Raw genomic sequence first — 15406 nt, 5'->3', positions numbered from 1 at the left:
TTCAGCCGACAAGACCTCCGACAGCCGTGCCGTCGCGCGTCGCCGTGCGACGGTCGTCGATCATGAACCTGGAAGGCTCGGGTCGAAGCGTAAGGACATAGACGGCTTCCGACTGCGCCGCCTCGCCGCCTCGCCGCCGACGCCTTCCCAAGACGCTGCACTCGACTGCCACACATGGTCGCTACGAAAAAATATTTATCCGATGCAGCACCCACGCTGAAGATACGTAAAACTACTTACGGACTTGCTGCAAATCTGCACGAGACGTCCATATTATATTCAGCAGTGCATGGCGAAGTGTACGGGTGCCGACAGCATCGAGAACGATGCGCCAGGTCGAGCGACGAAAGGACCGGACACCCTTCGGCCTTTTCCCTTTTCAGATCCGGAGACGACAAGGTGGCTATGCAGTTGTTCAGGAGCGGCAGGTCTCGCCGACGCGACCTCGCCCTCGATGCGATGGGGACCATGGTCATGCTGGCGGACGCCGATCTCGTCATCCGCTACCTGAATTCCTCGCTCCGGGACCTGTTGAGGGAGGCCGAGTCGGAGCTGAAGCGGGAGCTTCCGGGCTTCGATATGGCGCGCCTCGTCGGCAGCAACATCGACATCTTTCACAAGACGCCGAGCCACCAGCAGAACCTCCTGTCGAAGCTGACGAAGCCGCATAGGGCGACGATCCGCATCGGGACCCGTTCCTTCGACCTCCACGTCTGCCCGCTCAAGGAAAAGGGCACGACCACCGGCTTCGTCGTGGAATGGTCCGATGCTGAGGCGCGCCTTCTCGCCTCGGACTACGGCGCGCAGATCGCGGCGATCGGGCGGTCGCAGGCGATGATCGAGTTCACCCCGGACGGAACGATCGTTGCCGCGAACGAGAACTTCCTCAAGGTGATCGGGTACGAACTGGCCGAGATCGTCGGCAAGCATCACAGCCTGTTCGTCGACCGGGCGGAGACGGCCACCGAAGCCTATCGCGACTTCTGGAAGGGCCTGCGCGAGGGCCACGAGATGACCGGCGAGTACAGGCGGATCGGCAAGGGTGGACGCGAGATCTGGGTACAGGGCTCCTACGCGCCGATCTACGACGCCGCCGGCAAGGTCGCCAAGGTCGTGAAGTTCGCCATCGACGTGACCGCGCGGCGGAACGCGGTGTCGGAGGTCGGGGCGGCGCTGGTGGACCTCGCCGACGGCAAGCTCGGGCGACGCATCACCTCCCAGTTCCCGCGAGAGCTCGACGCGATCCGGGTCGACTTCAACCGCGCCGCCGAAACGCTCGGCGACGCCATCTCGCAGGTCGGCGAGACCTCCGGTGTCATCCGGACGGGCCTTGAGGAGATCAACGTCGCCTCGGCGGACCTGGCGCAACGCACCGAGCAACAGGCGGCGACCCTCGAGGAGACCGTCGCCGCGCTGGCCGAGGTCATGCGCGGCGTGACGGGAACGGCGAACGCGGCCGGCAACGCCCGGACACGCGCTGCGGACGCCATGAAATGCGCCGAGAACGGAGTGACGGTCGTCACCGAAGCGATCGCCGCGATGGACCAGATCGAGACATCGTCCGTGAAGATCGGAAACATCATCGGGGTCATCGACGAGATCGCCTTCCAAACCAACCTCCTCGCGTTAAACGCCGGCGTCGAGGCGGCCCGGGCCGGCGAGGCCGGACGCGGCTTCGCCGTCGTCGCGCAGGAGGTTCGCGGGCTTGCGCAGCGCTCGGCGGACGCTGCCAAGGAGATCAAGGGACTGATCTCGACGTCCTCGGCCCAGGTTGCGCAAGGCGTGAAGCTCGCCGTCGCCTCGGGAAAGAGCCTGGAAGAGATCGTCTCGGGCGTCACGGCGATGCACGAGATGGCCGACGACATCGCCCGGAGCTCGAAGGAGCAGGCCGTGAGCCTGCGCGAGGTCACGGCGGCCGCGGACCAGATGGACAAGATCACGCAGCAGAACGCCGCGATGGTCGAGGAGGCGACGGCAGCCGCCCAGTCGCTCCAGCACGAGACCAACACCCTGACCCGGATGATGGATCGGTTCGGAGCCGGCTCGGCGCCGGACGCCGCCCCGTCCCCACGGCGACGGGCGGTGCCTCCCCGACCGATGCCTGCACGACGCACGGGCCGCGGCTCCATGGCGCTCGCCGACCGCGTCGACGAGGCGCCGGAAGAGGGCTGGGGCGAGTTCTGACATCGAGCGTTTGCGGGTCGACGACACGCGAACGCCGACCCGAACCGGACTTTCCGCTTGGGGCGGCTGCGGCGCCGGGGTGAAGGATCGTCGTGATCGGAAGGGGCCATCCCCTCGCCCTTCGGTGCCGGAAGGGGCCGACGGAGCTCAAAGCTGAACGTCGCACCGTTTGCGGTGGATCAATGCGCCCGCGTCCAAGGATCGGCACTCATGGTCCAAGAGGCGGCTTCCCGCCCCCCCAATGGAGAGTGCGCCATGACGAGAACGATGAAAGCCGCGGTGGTCCGCCAGTTCGGTCAGCCCTTGGCGATCGAACGTGTGGAAGTTCCGAAGCCCGGAAAAGGGGAGGTTCTCGTCCGCGTCATGGCCTGCGGCGTCTGCCATACGGACCTCCACGCAGCTGAGGGCGACTGGCCGGTCAAGCCGAGCCTTCCCTTCATCCCCGGTCACGAGGTGACGGGCATCGTCTCCGCGCTCGGGCCCGACGTGACCGACTTCCATGTGGGCGATCCGGTCGGTGTCGCCTGGCTGCACGATGCGTGCCTGCGCTGCGAGTACTGCGAAACGGGCTGGGAAACCCTCTGCGAACACCAGCACAACACCGGCTACAACTGCAACGGCGGCTTTGCCGAATACGTGATCGCCTCGGCGGCCTTCCTGGCGCGCCTGCCGAAGGATCCCGACTTCGCCGCTCTCGCTCCCATACTCTGCGCCGGGGTGACGACCTACAAGGGTTTGAAGGAAACCGAGGCGCAGCCGGGCCAGTGGGTCGCGATCTCGGGCATCGGCGGGCTCGGCCACGTCGCGATCCAATATGCGAAGGCGATGGGCCTGCGCGTCGCCGCACTGGACGTCTCGGCTGACAAGCTCGCGCTCGCGATGGCCGCGGGCGCGGAGATCGCGGTCGACGCCCGCGACGCGGATGCGGCGGACCGGATCGTCGCCGCGACGGGCGGCGGTGCCCACGGCGTCCTCGTCACGGCGGTCTCGCCCTCCGCCTTCGCGCAGGCGATGACCTTCGTCCGCCGAAGGGGAACGGTCGTCTTCGTCGGCCTGCCGCCCGGCGAGTTCCCGACCCCGATCTTCGACGTCGTGCTGAAGCGCATCACTCTCCGCGGCTCCATCGTCGGCACGCGCCGCGACCTCGAGGAAGCGATCGCCTTCGCGGTCGAGGGGAAGATCAAGGCAGACATCGAGACGGCGACGCTCGAGGACATCAATCACGTTCTCGATGATCTGAAGGCCGGTCGGGTCCAAGGCCGCATGGTCCTCGATCTCGCTGGGCGGCGCGGCGATCTCCGAACAGGTCACACCCGTCGGTCCGCGCTTCCGGTTCTTTAGCCACCTTCGGCACGTCGATCCCGGCCGCTTGTCGGACATGATCGACGTCGCGTCCGCAAGGTTCTCAGCCGGAGGACGTCAGTTCAGGAGCGAGCCTGATCGCGGATCGTGCGCCCAGACAGGACTGTCTCGACCGCGTAGGCCCCCAGGGCGCCGATCGCACAGACGAGCGCGGCGCCGAAAAGGCCGAACAGCAGGATTGCACCGCCGCGATCGGTCAAGGCTCCGACAAAGAGGGCCAATGCCGCGCAGCAGGTGAGCGCCCCGGCCAGGGCGCAGAGCAGCACGGCCGCATCCAGCAGGCGAGAGCGCAGGCGAAGCCGGGAGAGTTGGAGTTCCTTTCCGAGTGGATCGACCAGCAACCGGTCGACGCGGTCGGCGATCCGGTTGAGCCTGATGGTGAACACGTTCAGGAGCGAGGCGAGGCCCGCGAGAAGGAAGATCGGCGTCAAGGCGAGTTGCACGACCTGCGCGGCGGACGCGAGCGACGGGTTCATCGTGCCGGGATATGAAAGCGGAACCCGGCCGCGCCGGTCGCATCTGTCTCTGGCATGTCTCACCTCGCCCCTCACCCGCGGCCAATACCGCGCTCGCGACGAGACCGCATCCATCCGTCTCCGCGGGTCTCCGTCCCCGTTCCCCGGTCTGGACGTTCACCATCGAGAGCGCAAGACAAGCGCAAGACAGGGGCATCGGGGTCGAATGCTGCGCCCGGCCCTTGCATCACCTCTCAGAAAGCGGCGCGCACCGGACGTCGGCGAAGGCGCTCGGCCAGGTCGGTCTGCGCCATTGCCGCCGGCGCGATGCCCCTATCCCTCCGCCTTGCGGAGCAGGGCGATAGCGGAGGCGGCGTTCTCCACCTTCAACTTCGTCATCAGATTGCTGCGGTGGACCTCCACGGTGCGGACACTGAGCCCGAGCTCGTGCGCGATCGCCTTGCTGGCCTTCCCCTCGGCAACCGCGACCAAGACCTCTTTCTCCCGAAGACTGAGCAAGGCCAGTCTCTCGCGCGCGTCCCGGACCCGCTCGCCCTTTGCCTGTTGGGCCTCGTTCAGCTGCAGACCCCGGCGCACCATGGCGAGGATGCCGTCGTCGCCGAACGGCTTCTCGATGAAATCGATCGCGCCGGACTTCATCGCCTCGACCGCCATGGCGACGTCGGCGTGCCCCGTCATCACGAGGAACGGCAGCGACGATCCTTGCGCCCGGAGCGCGCGCAGGAGTTCGATCCCGTCCATGCCCGGCATCCGAACATCGCTGAGAATGCAGCCGCTCGCATTAAGGCCGGTGTCCAGAAACTCGCGTCCGCCTGCATAGGTCGCAACCGGGATCCGATGCGCACGCAAGAGGAACGCGAGCGAGCGCAGGACGGCGTCGTCGTCGTCGATGACGTGAACCGTCGCCTCATTCGCCATCTGTTTCCTCCGCGCAATCGTCCTCCGCACCAGCGGACTCGGGCAACGTGAACCGAAAGGTCGTACCCCCCGCCCGGTTCCGGCTGGCGCTGATCCGCCCGCCGTGGACCTCCACGATGGTGCGGCAGATCGACAGCCCGACCCCCATGCCGTTCGGCTTGGTGGTCAGAAAAGGTTGGAAGAGATTCGTCTCGATCTCGGGGGCAAGGCCCGGTCCCGTATCCTCGACGGCGACCTCCACGAACGACCCGATCGACAAGCGTTCGGTGCTGATCGAAAGCTCTCGGACCGGGCCGTCGCGCATCGCCTCGATAGCGTTCCGAACGAGGTTCAGGATCACCTGCTGGATCTGGATGCGGTCGACGAACACGCGGGACGACGGGTCCACGGCGAGCCTCAGCGTCACGCCCGCCTCCCGCGATCCGATCAGTGCCAGAGCGCACGCTTCTTCGACGAGCTTGTCGAGCGCCTCGTCCCGCTTCCGGCCCTCCGTCCGCGAGACGAACGTTCGCAGGGACCGGATGATCTTCCCCGCCCGCATGGCCTGCTCGCTCGCCCCCTTCATGGCTTCGCGCAAGAACAGGCTGTCCTCGGCATCGAGAGGCTCCGGCAGTCGCTCCGTCACCTTGGAGCCTGCGCCGAGATAGCTCGCGATGGCCGTCAGCGGCTGGTTCAGCTCGTGCGCCAAGGCCGACGCCATCTCGCCTAGGGCGCTGAACCGGGACATGTGGACGAGTTCGGCGTTCACGGCCTCGATACGCCGCTCCGCCTCCCTCTTTTCGGTGAGGTCGCGGATGAACCCGGTGAAGAAGCTGTTCGTCCCGGCACGCGTCTCGCCGACCGACAGTTCCATCGGAAAGGTCGAGCCGTCCTTGCGGCGGCCGAGAACCACACGTCCGACCCCGATCACCTTCTTCTCGCCGGTGTCCCGGTAGTCGGCGAGATAGCCGTCATGCGCGGTGCGATGGGGTTCCGGCATGAGAATCCGCACATTGCGCGCGACGACCTCGGGCGCGGCATAGCCGAACAAGAGCTCCGCGGCCTTGCTGAACGAATGGATGCTGCCCCATCGGTCGGTGACGATCATGGCGTCCGGAACGACCTCCAGAATGGAGCGCATGTGCTCCTCGCCGATTTTTCGGTCGTGGATGTCCTCCGTCGACCCGTACCATCGAACGATGCACCCCTTCGCGTCGCGCCGCGGATAGGCCCGCGACTGGAACCAGCGATGCTCGCCCGACCGCAACCGGACCCTGTGTTCGACCCAGTAGGCGACGCCGCTGCCCACGGAGGCGGTCCAGGCATCGATCGAGATCTGCAAGTCGTCGGGATGGATCGCCTCCGCCCATGTACCGCCGAGCCCGGATTGCCCCGTCAGTTCCATCCAGCGCTCCGACACCCGGTCGAGCTGGCCATCGACATCCGCCGTCCAGGCGACCTGGGGGTTCAGCTCCACCGCGTGGCGATAGTTGTCCTCGCTTTCGCGCAGGCGCTCCTCCGCCAGCTTGCGGTTCCGCTCGGAGACGACGACCGACGTCGTCTCGGTGCAGACGCAGAGCAAGCCGGCGACGGCGCCGTCGCCACCTCGAACGGGGCTGTGGGAAAAGGCGAAGTGAGCCGTCTTCATGCCCTCGCCGCGGTCGAGCACGAGCTCAATGTCGTCCATGAAGTTCGCGCCGCCCGCGAACACGCGGTCGATCAGCGGTCGAATGCTCTCGGCGGCCTCGGCCCAGACATCGAGGAAGGGCGAGCCAAGCGCCCAGGCCTGCTTGGACCCGAGAAGGGGCGCGTAGGCGTCGTTGTAGACCAACGTCCGCTCCGGCCCCCAGAGCAGGAACATCGGCTGCTGCGATTCGAGGATCATGGCGATCATGGTGGCCGCGCCGTTCGGCCAGGCATCCCGCCTCCCCAACGACGTCGCCGACCAGTCGTGCCGGGCGACGGCATCCGCCATCGCAAGGCGGCCCGTCCTCGCCGATCCGGACTCTGCATATCCCGCTCGCGCGGCGTTCAATGGCATTTCGAGGTACCGTGACGGCGGGTTGTGATCTGGGCGAATGGCAAGACCGTCGTATCGTCAGCGAGAATTGCAAGCCAGCCTTGCCTGGGCTCGGTCTTCGTCCGGAACGGCATCGACGGCATCCCCCCGCGCATGGCGTGCACGGGTCGCGACGCGCAGAAAGGCGCCGACGCATGCCGGGTCGAATTGTCGCCCGGACTGGGCGGCGATGTAGTGCGTCGCTTCCTCCTCGGACCACGCGCGCTTGTAGGGCCGGGAACTGATCAGGGCATCGAAGACGTCCGCAACGGCCGCAATTCGGCCGACGATCGGGATGCCCTCCCCGGCGAGATTGTTCGGGTAGCCGGTGCCGTCCCAGCGCTCGTGATGGGTCATGGCGATGACGGACGCGAGTTGGAGAAGGTCGCAGTTCGATCCTTCGAGGATGTCGCAACCGATGCGCGCGTGCTCGCGCATGTGCTCCATCTCCGGGCCGTCGAGCCGTCCGCGCTTGAGGAGCACGTCGTCGCGGATGCCGACCTTGCCGATATCGTGCATGGGGGCGGCAAGCTCGATGTCGCGGCAGACATCGCGGGCGAGGCCCAGCTCGCGTGCGATGTCTCCGCACATCCGGGCCATCCGGACCGTGTGGAGGGCCGTGTCCTCGTCCTTGTAGCCTGCGGCGAGTGTCAGGCGATGGATGATCTCCTCCTCCCGCCGGCGCAGCTGGCCGGTCGCAGCGTCGACCTCGGCGCGCAGCCACGCGGCCCGGTCGGACAGCTTGCGCTGGGCGTCGCAGAGACGCGCGAGGTTGCGCACCCGCGTGGTGAACTCGACGGGGTCGATGGGCTTGGTCAGGAACTCCATGGCGCCGGCCTGCAAGGCGGCGATCCGCAGCTCCGCGTGATGGTCCCCCGTCACGATGACGATCGGCTTGTCGTCGTTTCCCGGATGGCGCCGGATTTCGGCGATCAGCTCGATCCCGCTCATGCCGGGCATCTGGTAGTCGAACACAGCCAGATCGAATTCGAGATGCGCCAGCGCCTCGACCACCGCGACGGGACTTGAGAAGGAAACGGGGCAGCATGTCCCCGTCTGTTCGACGAGCTTGCCCATCAGCATCAGGCTGGTCCGGTTGTCGTCGACGAGGAGAACTTTCAACTTTTGGGTCATGCAGTCCTCGCCGGGCGGGATTGGGTTGCTTCCAGGCGCCGGAACCCGGCGGCGATCGTCTCGATGTCGTCCGGTGTGACGGACGTCTGGCGAAGGGACTCCGCCAGAAAGGCCAAGCCGGCGTAACCGACATTGGAGCCCGCCCCTTTGATCGTGTGCAGCACCCTGTCGGTCCGCTCGGGATCGTTGCGCCGCATGGCCTCGGCAAGGTCGGCGAGGAGCGTCGAGCTATCCTCGACGAAGGCCTCGCGCAGCTCATCGAGGCCGTCCTCGCCGATCGCGTCGAGAAGGGCGGCGACCCGGCGCTCGTCGATGTCGGGCGGCGCGGCAAGGTCGCCGGACGTCGGCCTTGGCGCACGCTCGTGGCCGACGCTCACCGCTCGGGCGGCAAGGTCCGGCGAGCACCGGACGACCAGGGCGCGCAGGCGAGCCAGCGAGACGGGCTTGGTCTCGAAGCCGCTCATCCCGACGTCCATGCAACGCCGGCGGTCCTCGTCCGAGGCGTTGGCGGTCAAGGCGACGATCGGCGTCACCGCGTTCGGATTGCCGGGCTCGCGAATGCGGCGCGTCGCCTCGACGCCGTCCATGACGGGCATCTGCATGTCCATGAGGACGAGGTCGAACCGCCGCTCCCCGGCCGTGCGGACGGCGGCGGCCTCATCCGCGGCGAAGGTCACGGACTGGCCGAGGGTGGCGAGGAAGCGGCCCGCGACCGTCCTGTTGAAGGCATTGTCTTCGACCACGAGGATATCGAGCTTTGGAAAGGCCTTCGCGTCCTCGACCGTATCGGCAGCCTCCGAGGCCCGGTGCTCCGTCCGGGCGGCGGGGAGCTCGAACCAGAACCGGCTGCCCATCCCGGGTTCGCTGTCGACGCCGATCGTCCCGTCCATCGCCTCGACGACGCGTTTGCAGATGGCAAGGCCCAGCCCCGTCCCGCCGTAGCGACGGCCGATGGTCCCGTCGACCTGACTGAACGCCCGGAACAGGACGTGCCGGGAATCCTGATGGATGCCGATGCCCGTGTCCGAGACGACGAAGCGAAGGCGGGGCTCCTCCACCGTGCCGACGTTTTCCAGGACGACCCGGATCGACCCGTTCTCGGTGAACTTCACCGCGTTGCTGAGAAGGTTCAGCAGGACGCGCCGCAGTCTGGTGGGGTCGCCGAGAAACCAGCCGGCAACCTCGGTCTCGGCAAACTCGAGCGTGTTGCCGCGTTCGCGAGCCCGACCCTCCACGATGCCGGCAGCCTGTCTCACGACCTCGGCGGGATCGAAGGCGATGAGCTCCGGCAACTCGTCCCCATGCTCGATCTTGGCGAAATCGAGGATCTCGTTGATGACCTCGAGAAGCGCGGAACCGGACGCGCCGATCGCGCGGACGCTATCGGCGTCCCCCTCGTCGAGATCCGAATGCGAAAGCAGCTCGGCCATGCCGAGGATCGCGTTGAGCGGCGTGCGGATCTCGTGGCTCATCACGGCCATGAACTCCGACTTGGCGCGGTTGCCGGCATCGGCCGCAGTGAAGGCCGCGGCGAGCTGGTCGGCGACCACCTGGATCTGGTCGCCGACCTCACGGGTGGCCGCAACCCGCCGGATCAGGCTGGCGACCAGCATCACCGCCGACAGAGCGAGCGCCAGAACGATCCAGGCGGTGATCGACTGGAGACGCATGACCTCCGCACGCGCGTCCGCACGCGTGGCGGAAACGACGGCGTTCGTTCGAACCAGCAGGTCCTCCGACACGTCGAGAAGCTCCCCGCCGGCTCCTCGCAGCGCCTCCAGCGCCCGCACGGCCACGACCGGATCTCGCAATCGCTCGAGATCGGACTCCATTCGTCCAATGAGGTCCCGCAACCCTGTCCGCGCCGCGCTGATACCGAGGTCGTCAGCGAAGGAGGCGCCGTATTGGGCGGTCTCGATGATCGACGCGCGCGAGTAGAGGATGTCATAGCGGAGGAGAATCTGGTCACGCGCCGTCCGTGAAAGCTCCCCTCCGCTCCCGATCGCTTCGAGGCTCCCCATCAGCGTTCGCGCTTCGCGCCCCAGCTGATAGACCGCCCACAACGCGTCCTCCCGGATACCGTCCTGCATGTCGGTCTGGCGGGTCCAAAGATTGGCGTAGGCCGCCGCCAGAAGCCCGAGAAGGACGAGCGAGGTCGCCAGCAGCGTCCAGGTCGAACGTGTCGTCCTCCGGACCATGTCCTGTCCCTTGGCGAGCTCGGGTGTCATGGCAGGACCTTGACCTCCTTGATCTGTCAGACCGACCGGGAGAAGTACTTCTCGTTGTAGAGGTCGGACGACTGGTCGAAGGGGTAGATCAGGAAGAGCGGACCTCTGTCCCGCACCGACATCGCCTTGCCGTTCATGCGCGTCGCCACCATCGTGTCGAGATCGGTCGCGTCGCCGACGGGGATGTCGGCGGCATAATCGTTGAGGGCGACGAGCCGGATGGTCCGGCCTCGGGCGCCGACCGCCGAGAGGATGCTGCGAAGGAGCGGTCCGCTGAACGCGGTCTTCCCCTCCGTCCAAGGCGTCTTCATGCTCGCGGCACGGCCCGGCATGGCTTCCAGGGCGGCCATGTCGAAGTCCGCCTCGGAACCGTTGTTGGTGTTCGCGATGTCGCCGCTGACCGTCAGCACCACGGCACCGGTCGGGGACGGCAAATCCGCAGCACCAGCGACGCCGGGAGCGAGAAGGGCGACGACGAGCGCCGCTTCGAGCCTGTTCATCTGCAGTCCGATCCAAGTCGTTTTGCGTGACTCGAGAGGTGGCACGACCAAGATTTCCGACCGCATAATGTTAAGTTCTACTTTGAATCGACTGCCTAAGTGCTTTTACGTACGACCGCAGACGAGCCGCCCTGCTCGAAACGGCTTCGACGGCGTTGCCGGGAGCCGAACGGGGTCACGGCGGGCCGATCGGCGACGCATCGAGCGGGACCACGGGTCGCGCCGCTTCGTTCTTGCGCAGACGTGGCGCACCACGCGGAACCGCGAGGTCCGGGCACCCGGTCGGGCGGCAGAGCACGATCGTGATGGCAATCATCTCAGCCTCGCCTGGCGGAAGGGAAATGCGACGGTTCTAGTCGAGCCCGCAGCGCCCGATCGTTCGCGCACGAGCCCAGCCCGCCGCCTGTCTCGACTTCACTGTCCACCCTCGGGCGGCCGCTCGCATTGACGGATCTCAAGCCCGTTGCCGCAGCTCCGACCTTTCGAACGGTCAGTGGGACCGCAGGCAAAGACATGCCGAGTGGCGCAGGAGATCGCGGGTCACATCTCCGCCCTGGCGCTGTACGGATCGGCACGGGCGACATCACGCTTCCGCAACGCTTCAGCGAGGTTCCGCACCCCTTGGGTTGGTCGTTGACGGCGTTGGGACTGCTGAGCATGCTCGCACCGGCCGCGACGATCGGAGCCCTCTGCCTCGGCATCCGCTGATGAAGCCAAGCAGGGGTTAAGCCGCCATCCGTCGTCTGATGGAGACGAGGCGATCCGCAAGCGCGAAGAGCATGAAACGGGAAGAAAACCTCCCAACTGAACGCCCGACCGTGCTGTAAGTGCCAGGCGATCCAGAAGCAGAAAGCGCATGGAGAACAAGTGGTAGCGGGAGAGGGACTCGAACCCCCGACACGCGGATTATGATTCCGCTGCTCTAACCAACTGAGCTACCCCGCCCCGGGAGCGCGGTCGATCGATCGCGCTCAGGCCGGGCGGATATAGATGGGGTGGGGCGCGGCTGTCAAGGCGTGGAATGGCGGATGTGACGGGAGTTCCACCCGGTGGTTGCTCCGGTGGCGCATGCGCTTTAGTCCTGCGGCGGCACCGTCCCCGCATGTCGGAGGATGTTCGTTCGCCTCGCCTTCAGGGAGCCTCTCATGACACCTCGGATCGCCGTGATCGGTTGCGGGCAGTGGGGGCAGAACCATGTGCGCACGCTGGCGGGCATCGGCGTCCTCGCCGCCGTGGCCGACGGGAACGCGTCCCGCAGCGCGGCGCTGGCCGAGCGGTTCGGCGTGCCGGCGCTCGATCCGGAAGCGGCGATCGCAGCGGAGGGGATCGATGCGCTCGTCCTCGCGCTGCCGGCTGTCCTGCACGGTCCGTTCGCGCGAAAGGCCTTCGCCGCGGGTAAGGACGTGCTGATCGAAAAGCCGATCGCGCTCGATCCGGAGGATGCGCGCGCGACAGCGGATGCGGCGGCGAAGGCGGGACGGCTACTCATGGTCGGCCACCTCATGCGCTTCCACACGGGCTTCCGCGAGGTCGTGCGGCTCGTCGCGGCCGGAAAGGTCGGGCGGATGCGCCACCTCATCTCCAACCGGCAGGGTCTCGGCCGGTTTCTCGGCATGGACGCGGTCTGGGATCTCGCCCCGCACGATCTCTCCATGGTGCTCCATCTCGCCAAGGAGGCACCCGAAACGGTCGAGACCACGCGGCGGACCGTCCTGTCGGATGCGACCGATCTGGCGGATATCGCCCTGGCCTTCCCGTCGGGGCTGACGGCGGGCATTCATGTATCGCGGGTCTCGCCCTATCGCGACCGCCGGTTTTCCGTGATCGGAACCGAAGGCATGCTCGTGCTCGACGACCTGGAAGCCGAGGGCCGGAAGCTCGCCTTCTATGCGCATGCCGTGCGGCGCGAAGGGGCGGTCTTCACCTTCCAGGCGGCGGAGCCGGATTATCTGCCCTTCGTGTCCGAGCCCCCGCTGGAGGCCGAGCTTCGCCACTTCATCCGCTGCATCGAGACCCGCGAGCCGCCGGAAACCGGCGCCCTGGAGGCCATCGAGACGGTTCGCATCCTGGCCGCCGCCTCGCCTCCTTAATGGTCATGAACACCCGGCATCGAAGCGGCGCTCAGCCCTGCGGTCGCAACGCATCGTCCTGCCACAGCTGCGGTTGGCGAAACGGCCCGCGCCTGAACGTCAGCCGACGGCGCGAAGAGGCGCCGCGCTCCCGGCCGATGCCGCAGGCAGAGCGGCCCGCTCGCCTCGCATGATGATGCCGCCGCCGAGCACGCGGCTGCCCGCCCTCTCCCCCTCGTAGAAGACGCAGGCCTGGCCGGGCGCGACGCCCTCTTCGCCGATGGCGAGATCCACCACCACGCCCGCTTCGGACGATCGCAGCACGGCCGGAAGGGGCGGCCGCGCGGAGCGGACCTTCACGACGATCTCGCGCGGCGCGCCGTCCTCGAGCGAGCCGGCGCCGAGCCAGTTGACGGAGCGCAGCAGAAGCCGGCGCGTTTCCAGCGCCTCGCGCGGACCGACCACGACCTCGGCCGTCGCCGCGTTGATCGACACCACATAGAGCGGCTCTGCCGCCGCCACGCCGAGGCCTCGCCTCTGGCCGACCGTATAGTGCAGCACGCCGGCATGCCGCCCGAGCCGGCGCCCGTCGAGATGGACGATGTCGCCGGGAATGCCGGCCCCCGGCTTCAGGCGCTCGATGATGTCGCCGTAGCGCCCCTTGGGAACGAAGCAGATATCCTGGCTGTCGGGCTTGTCGGCCACGGAAAGGCCGTGCCGTGCCGCGATGGCGCGGGTCTCGGCCTTGTCGAGGCGTCCCAGCGGAAAGCGCAGGAAATCCAGCTGCTCCTGGGTCGTGGCGTAGAGGAAATAGCTCTGGTCCCGGTCGAGATCGGCCGGCCGGTGCAGCGTGCGATGCCCGCCCTCCCCGGCCCGGCTCTCGATATAGTGCCCCGTCGCCAGCGCCTCGGCGCCGAGATCGCGCGCCACCGCGAGAAGATCGCGAAACTTGACCGTCTGATTGCAGGAAACGCAAGGGATCGGCGTCTCGCCGGCCATGTAGCTTTCCGCGAAGGGCTCGATCACCGATGCGCGGAAGACGGCTTCGTAGTCGAGCACGTAATGCGGGATGCCGAGCGCTTCGGCCACGCGCCGCGCATCGTGGATGTCCTGCCCCGCGCAGCAGGCGCCCGCACGCTTGGGAGCGCTGCCGCTGTCGTAGAGCTGCAACGTGATGCCGACGACGTCGTAGCCTTCGGAGGCGAGCAGCGCGGCGGCGACAGAGGAGTCCACGCCGCCCGACATGGCGACGACGATGCGCGTCTCTGAGGGCGCCTTCTGGAGATCGAGGCTGTTCATCATGGTCGAACCCTGGTGCATCCCGCCGATATCGGGTCCGGGACAGACTGCTTTTAGAGCCTCGCCGCAAAATTACCAAGGCGCGCGACGTGCGGCTCCCATTCGCCGGCTTGACGCCAATCCCCTGTAATGACGCACGAATCGACGCGAAATGAGGTGCGAAGGCGGGGGCAAAGCAAGGGTTCCCTGCCGATAGTTCCGCATCTTATCAAATCATTACAGTGGGTTTAGCGGATTTTTAAAAGCGGCGCGCTAGGGTCGGGAACGATTAGGTCTTTGAGTGTAGTAGAGAGTACAATGACCGATCAGGTTAGACCACGAGTGAAGTACGTCATCGGCCCTGACGGTAGCCCATTGACGGTTGCAGACCTTCCGCCGTCGAACACCCGCCGCTGGGTCATCCGCCGCAAGGCGGAAGTCGTCGCGGCCGTGCGGGGCGGCCTCCTCAGTCTGGAGGAAGCCTGCACGCGATACACGTTGACTGTCGAGGAATTCCTGTCCTGGCAGATCTCCATCGACAGCCACGGCCTTGCAGGTCTGCGCACGACGCAGCTGCAGGAGTACCGCAAGAAGGTCGATCTCCACCACTAAGGGGATAGGCCAACCAGAATCGACAAATCAGCCGGCTCGCGCCGGCTTTTTTGCTTCTTGAAGCTAAATGGCCCAGAGAGTTAAGTCGACTTCAATTCTTTGCCGGTGTCCCAAACGCAAAATATCCCGCGCGGCCAGTGAGGCTCGGCGGGACAATCCTCATCATCGTCGCATCAAAGACTATGCAGGCGCCGCTTCGAAGCGGCGCCGTACTCAAATCTCAGGCGCTGGCGGCGCGGCGTTCTTCGGCTTCGTCGCGCTGTTCGAGCTTTTCGGCGTTCACCAGTTCGGCTTCGGCTTCTTCCTGCACGATGCGGGCGGCGTTGAGCTGGACCTTCAGGTCCTTCACCGAGTTGGTCAGATTGTCGCGCCGGGCGCGGGCCGCCTTGGCGAAGGTGGGATAAGCGAAGTGGGCGATGTCGGTGATCCCCGCCTTCTTCTCCTCGTTCATGATCTGGGCGTCGAGATCGGCCGCCATCCGGGCAAATTCCGTCATCATCAGTTCGAGCTGTTCGACCTGCCTGCGCTTCTCGTTCACTTTGAAGCGCGTCAAGCGCACGAGATTGTCCCGCTTCATGATCTCATCCCCGGTCGTTCCAGCGACCGT

13 protein-coding genes and 1 tRNA gene are annotated in these 15406 nt (G+C 66.6%); 4 read left to right on the top strand and 10 right to left on the bottom strand.

The window, feature by feature from the left end; all coding sequences use genetic code 11:
* The first annotated feature begins 474 nt into the window (after positions 1-474).
* Positions 475-2184, top strand: coding sequence for a methyl-accepting chemotaxis protein (locus tag ASG62_RS18390; RefSeq protein WP_244487638.1), 1710 nt, complete (start codon positions 475-477; stop codon positions 2182-2184).
* Between the two features lie 255 nt (positions 2185-2439).
* Positions 2440-3525 (top strand): alcohol dehydrogenase AdhP, encoded by a 1086-nt coding sequence (adhP, locus tag ASG62_RS18385; RefSeq protein ID WP_056696983.1) that lies wholly within the window; start codon positions 2440-2442, stop codon positions 3523-3525.
* An 83-nt stretch (positions 3526-3608) separates the two neighbouring features.
* Here adhP and ASG62_RS18380 read toward each other — a convergent pair whose 3' ends face one another.
* The 8 genes from ASG62_RS18380 to ASG62_RS18350 form a co-directional block, all read right to left on the bottom strand.
* Positions 3609-4022: a DUF2721 domain-containing protein gene (locus ASG62_RS18380; protein WP_056696982.1), complete on the bottom strand. Its 414-nt coding sequence runs from the start codon at positions 4020-4022 to the stop codon at positions 3609-3611.
* A gap of 312 nt (positions 4023-4334) precedes the next feature.
* The gene (locus ASG62_RS18375) at positions 4335-4940 is read right to left on the bottom strand and encodes a response regulator transcription factor (RefSeq protein WP_056696979.1); all 606 of its coding nucleotides are present in this window, start codon (positions 4938-4940) and stop codon (positions 4335-4337) included.
* The gene (locus ASG62_RS18370; RefSeq protein ID WP_056696977.1) at positions 4930-6894 is read right to left on the bottom strand and encodes a PAS domain S-box protein; all 1965 of its coding nucleotides are present in this window, start codon (positions 6892-6894) and stop codon (positions 4930-4932) included. Before ASG62_RS18370 ends, ASG62_RS18375 begins: the two co-directional genes overlap by 11 nt.
* A gap of 123 nt (positions 6895-7017) precedes the next feature.
* Entirely contained in the window at positions 7018-8112 is a 1095-nt protein-coding gene (locus ASG62_RS18365; protein WP_156382238.1) for an HD domain-containing phosphohydrolase, read from the bottom strand.
* Positions 8109-10340: an ATP-binding protein gene (locus tag ASG62_RS18360; protein ID WP_056696975.1), complete on the bottom strand. Its 2232-nt coding sequence runs from the start codon at positions 10338-10340 to the stop codon at positions 8109-8111. Before ASG62_RS18360 ends, ASG62_RS18365 begins: the two co-directional genes overlap by 4 nt.
* A gap of 26 nt (positions 10341-10366) precedes the next feature.
* On the bottom strand, positions 10367-10840 hold the full coding sequence (locus ASG62_RS18355) for a molybdopterin-dependent oxidoreductase (RefSeq protein ID WP_056696973.1): 474 nt from the start codon (positions 10838-10840) through the stop codon (positions 10367-10369).
* A gap of 175 nt (positions 10841-11015) precedes the next feature.
* Positions 11016-11156, bottom strand: a complete 141-nt coding sequence (locus ASG62_RS26695) for a hypothetical protein (protein WP_156382237.1) — start codon at positions 11154-11156, stop codon at positions 11016-11018.
* A gap of 552 nt (positions 11157-11708) precedes the next feature.
* Positions 11709-11785: transfer RNA gene (locus ASG62_RS18350), tRNA-Met, on the bottom strand.
* Positions 11786-11985: 200 nt separating this feature from the next.
* Between ASG62_RS18350 and ASG62_RS18345 the strand changes: the two genes are divergently transcribed.
* Complete coding sequence (locus tag ASG62_RS18345; protein WP_056697366.1) at positions 11986-12930, top strand: Gfo/Idh/MocA family protein; 945 nt, start codon at positions 11986-11988, stop codon at positions 12928-12930.
* A gap of 99 nt (positions 12931-13029) precedes the next feature.
* Here ASG62_RS18345 and mnmA read toward each other — a convergent pair whose 3' ends face one another.
* Positions 13030-14208: a tRNA 2-thiouridine(34) synthase MnmA gene (mnmA, locus tag ASG62_RS18340; protein ID WP_056697364.1), complete on the bottom strand. Its 1179-nt coding sequence runs from the start codon at positions 14206-14208 to the stop codon at positions 13030-13032.
* A 297-nt stretch (positions 14209-14505) separates the two neighbouring features.
* Here mnmA and ASG62_RS18335 point away from each other — a divergent pair, with 297 nt between their 5' ends.
* Entirely contained in the window at positions 14506-14799 is a 294-nt protein-coding gene (locus ASG62_RS18335) for a DUF1153 domain-containing protein (protein WP_056499450.1), read from the top strand.
* Between the two features lie 220 nt (positions 14800-15019).
* Here ASG62_RS18335 and ASG62_RS18330 read toward each other — a convergent pair whose 3' ends face one another.
* A complete protein-coding gene (locus tag ASG62_RS18330; protein ID WP_156382256.1) occupies positions 15020-15379 on the bottom strand; it encodes a flagellar export protein FliJ in 360 nt (119 codons plus the stop codon).
* Positions 15380-15406 lie beyond the last annotated feature (27 nt).

The sequence above is a fragment of the Aureimonas sp. Leaf427 genome, from assembly GCF_001425485.1.
GTDB lineage: Bacteria > Pseudomonadota > Alphaproteobacteria > Rhizobiales > Rhizobiaceae > Plantimonas.
The sequence above is the reverse complement of the archived record's forward strand: the minus strand, read 5'-3'. Positions and strand labels throughout refer to the sequence as shown.

Bases quoted from the DNA above. Each gene is read 5' to 3' on its own strand.
- ASG62_RS18390 (WP_244487638.1), top strand. From the start codon at position 475: ATGCTGGCGGACGCCGATCTCGTCATCCGCTACCTGAATTCCTCGCTC.
- adhP (WP_056696983.1), top strand. From the start codon at position 2,440: ATGACGAGAACGATGAAAGCCGCGGTGGTCCGCCAGTTCGGTCAGCCC.
- ASG62_RS18380 (WP_056696982.1), bottom strand. From the start codon at position 4,022: ATGAACCCGTCGCTCGCGTCCGCCGCGCAGGTCGTGCAACTCGCCTTG.
- ASG62_RS18375 (WP_056696979.1), bottom strand. From the start codon at position 4,940: ATGGCGAATGAGGCGACGGTTCACGTCATCGACGACGACGACGCCGTC.
- ASG62_RS18370 (WP_056696977.1), bottom strand. From the start codon at position 6,894: ATGGCGGATGCCGTCGCCCGGCACGACTGGTCGGCGACGTCGTTGGGG.
- ASG62_RS18365 (WP_156382238.1), bottom strand. From the start codon at position 8,112: ATGACCCAAAAGTTGAAAGTTCTCCTCGTCGACGACAACCGGACCAGC.
- ASG62_RS18360 (WP_056696975.1), bottom strand. From the start codon at position 10,340: ATGACACCCGAGCTCGCCAAGGGACAGGACATGGTCCGGAGGACGACA.
- ASG62_RS18355 (WP_056696973.1), bottom strand. From the start codon at position 10,840: ATGAACAGGCTCGAAGCGGCGCTCGTCGTCGCCCTTCTCGCTCCCGGC.
- ASG62_RS26695 (WP_156382237.1), bottom strand. From the start codon at position 11,156: ATGATTGCCATCACGATCGTGCTCTGCCGCCCGACCGGGTGCCCGGAC.
- ASG62_RS18345 (WP_056697366.1), top strand. From the start codon at position 11,986: ATGACACCTCGGATCGCCGTGATCGGTTGCGGGCAGTGGGGGCAGAAC.
- mnmA (WP_056697364.1), bottom strand. From the start codon at position 14,208: ATGAACAGCCTCGATCTCCAGAAGGCGCCCTCAGAGACGCGCATCGTC.
- ASG62_RS18335 (WP_056499450.1), top strand. From the start codon at position 14,506: ATGACCGATCAGGTTAGACCACGAGTGAAGTACGTCATCGGCCCTGAC.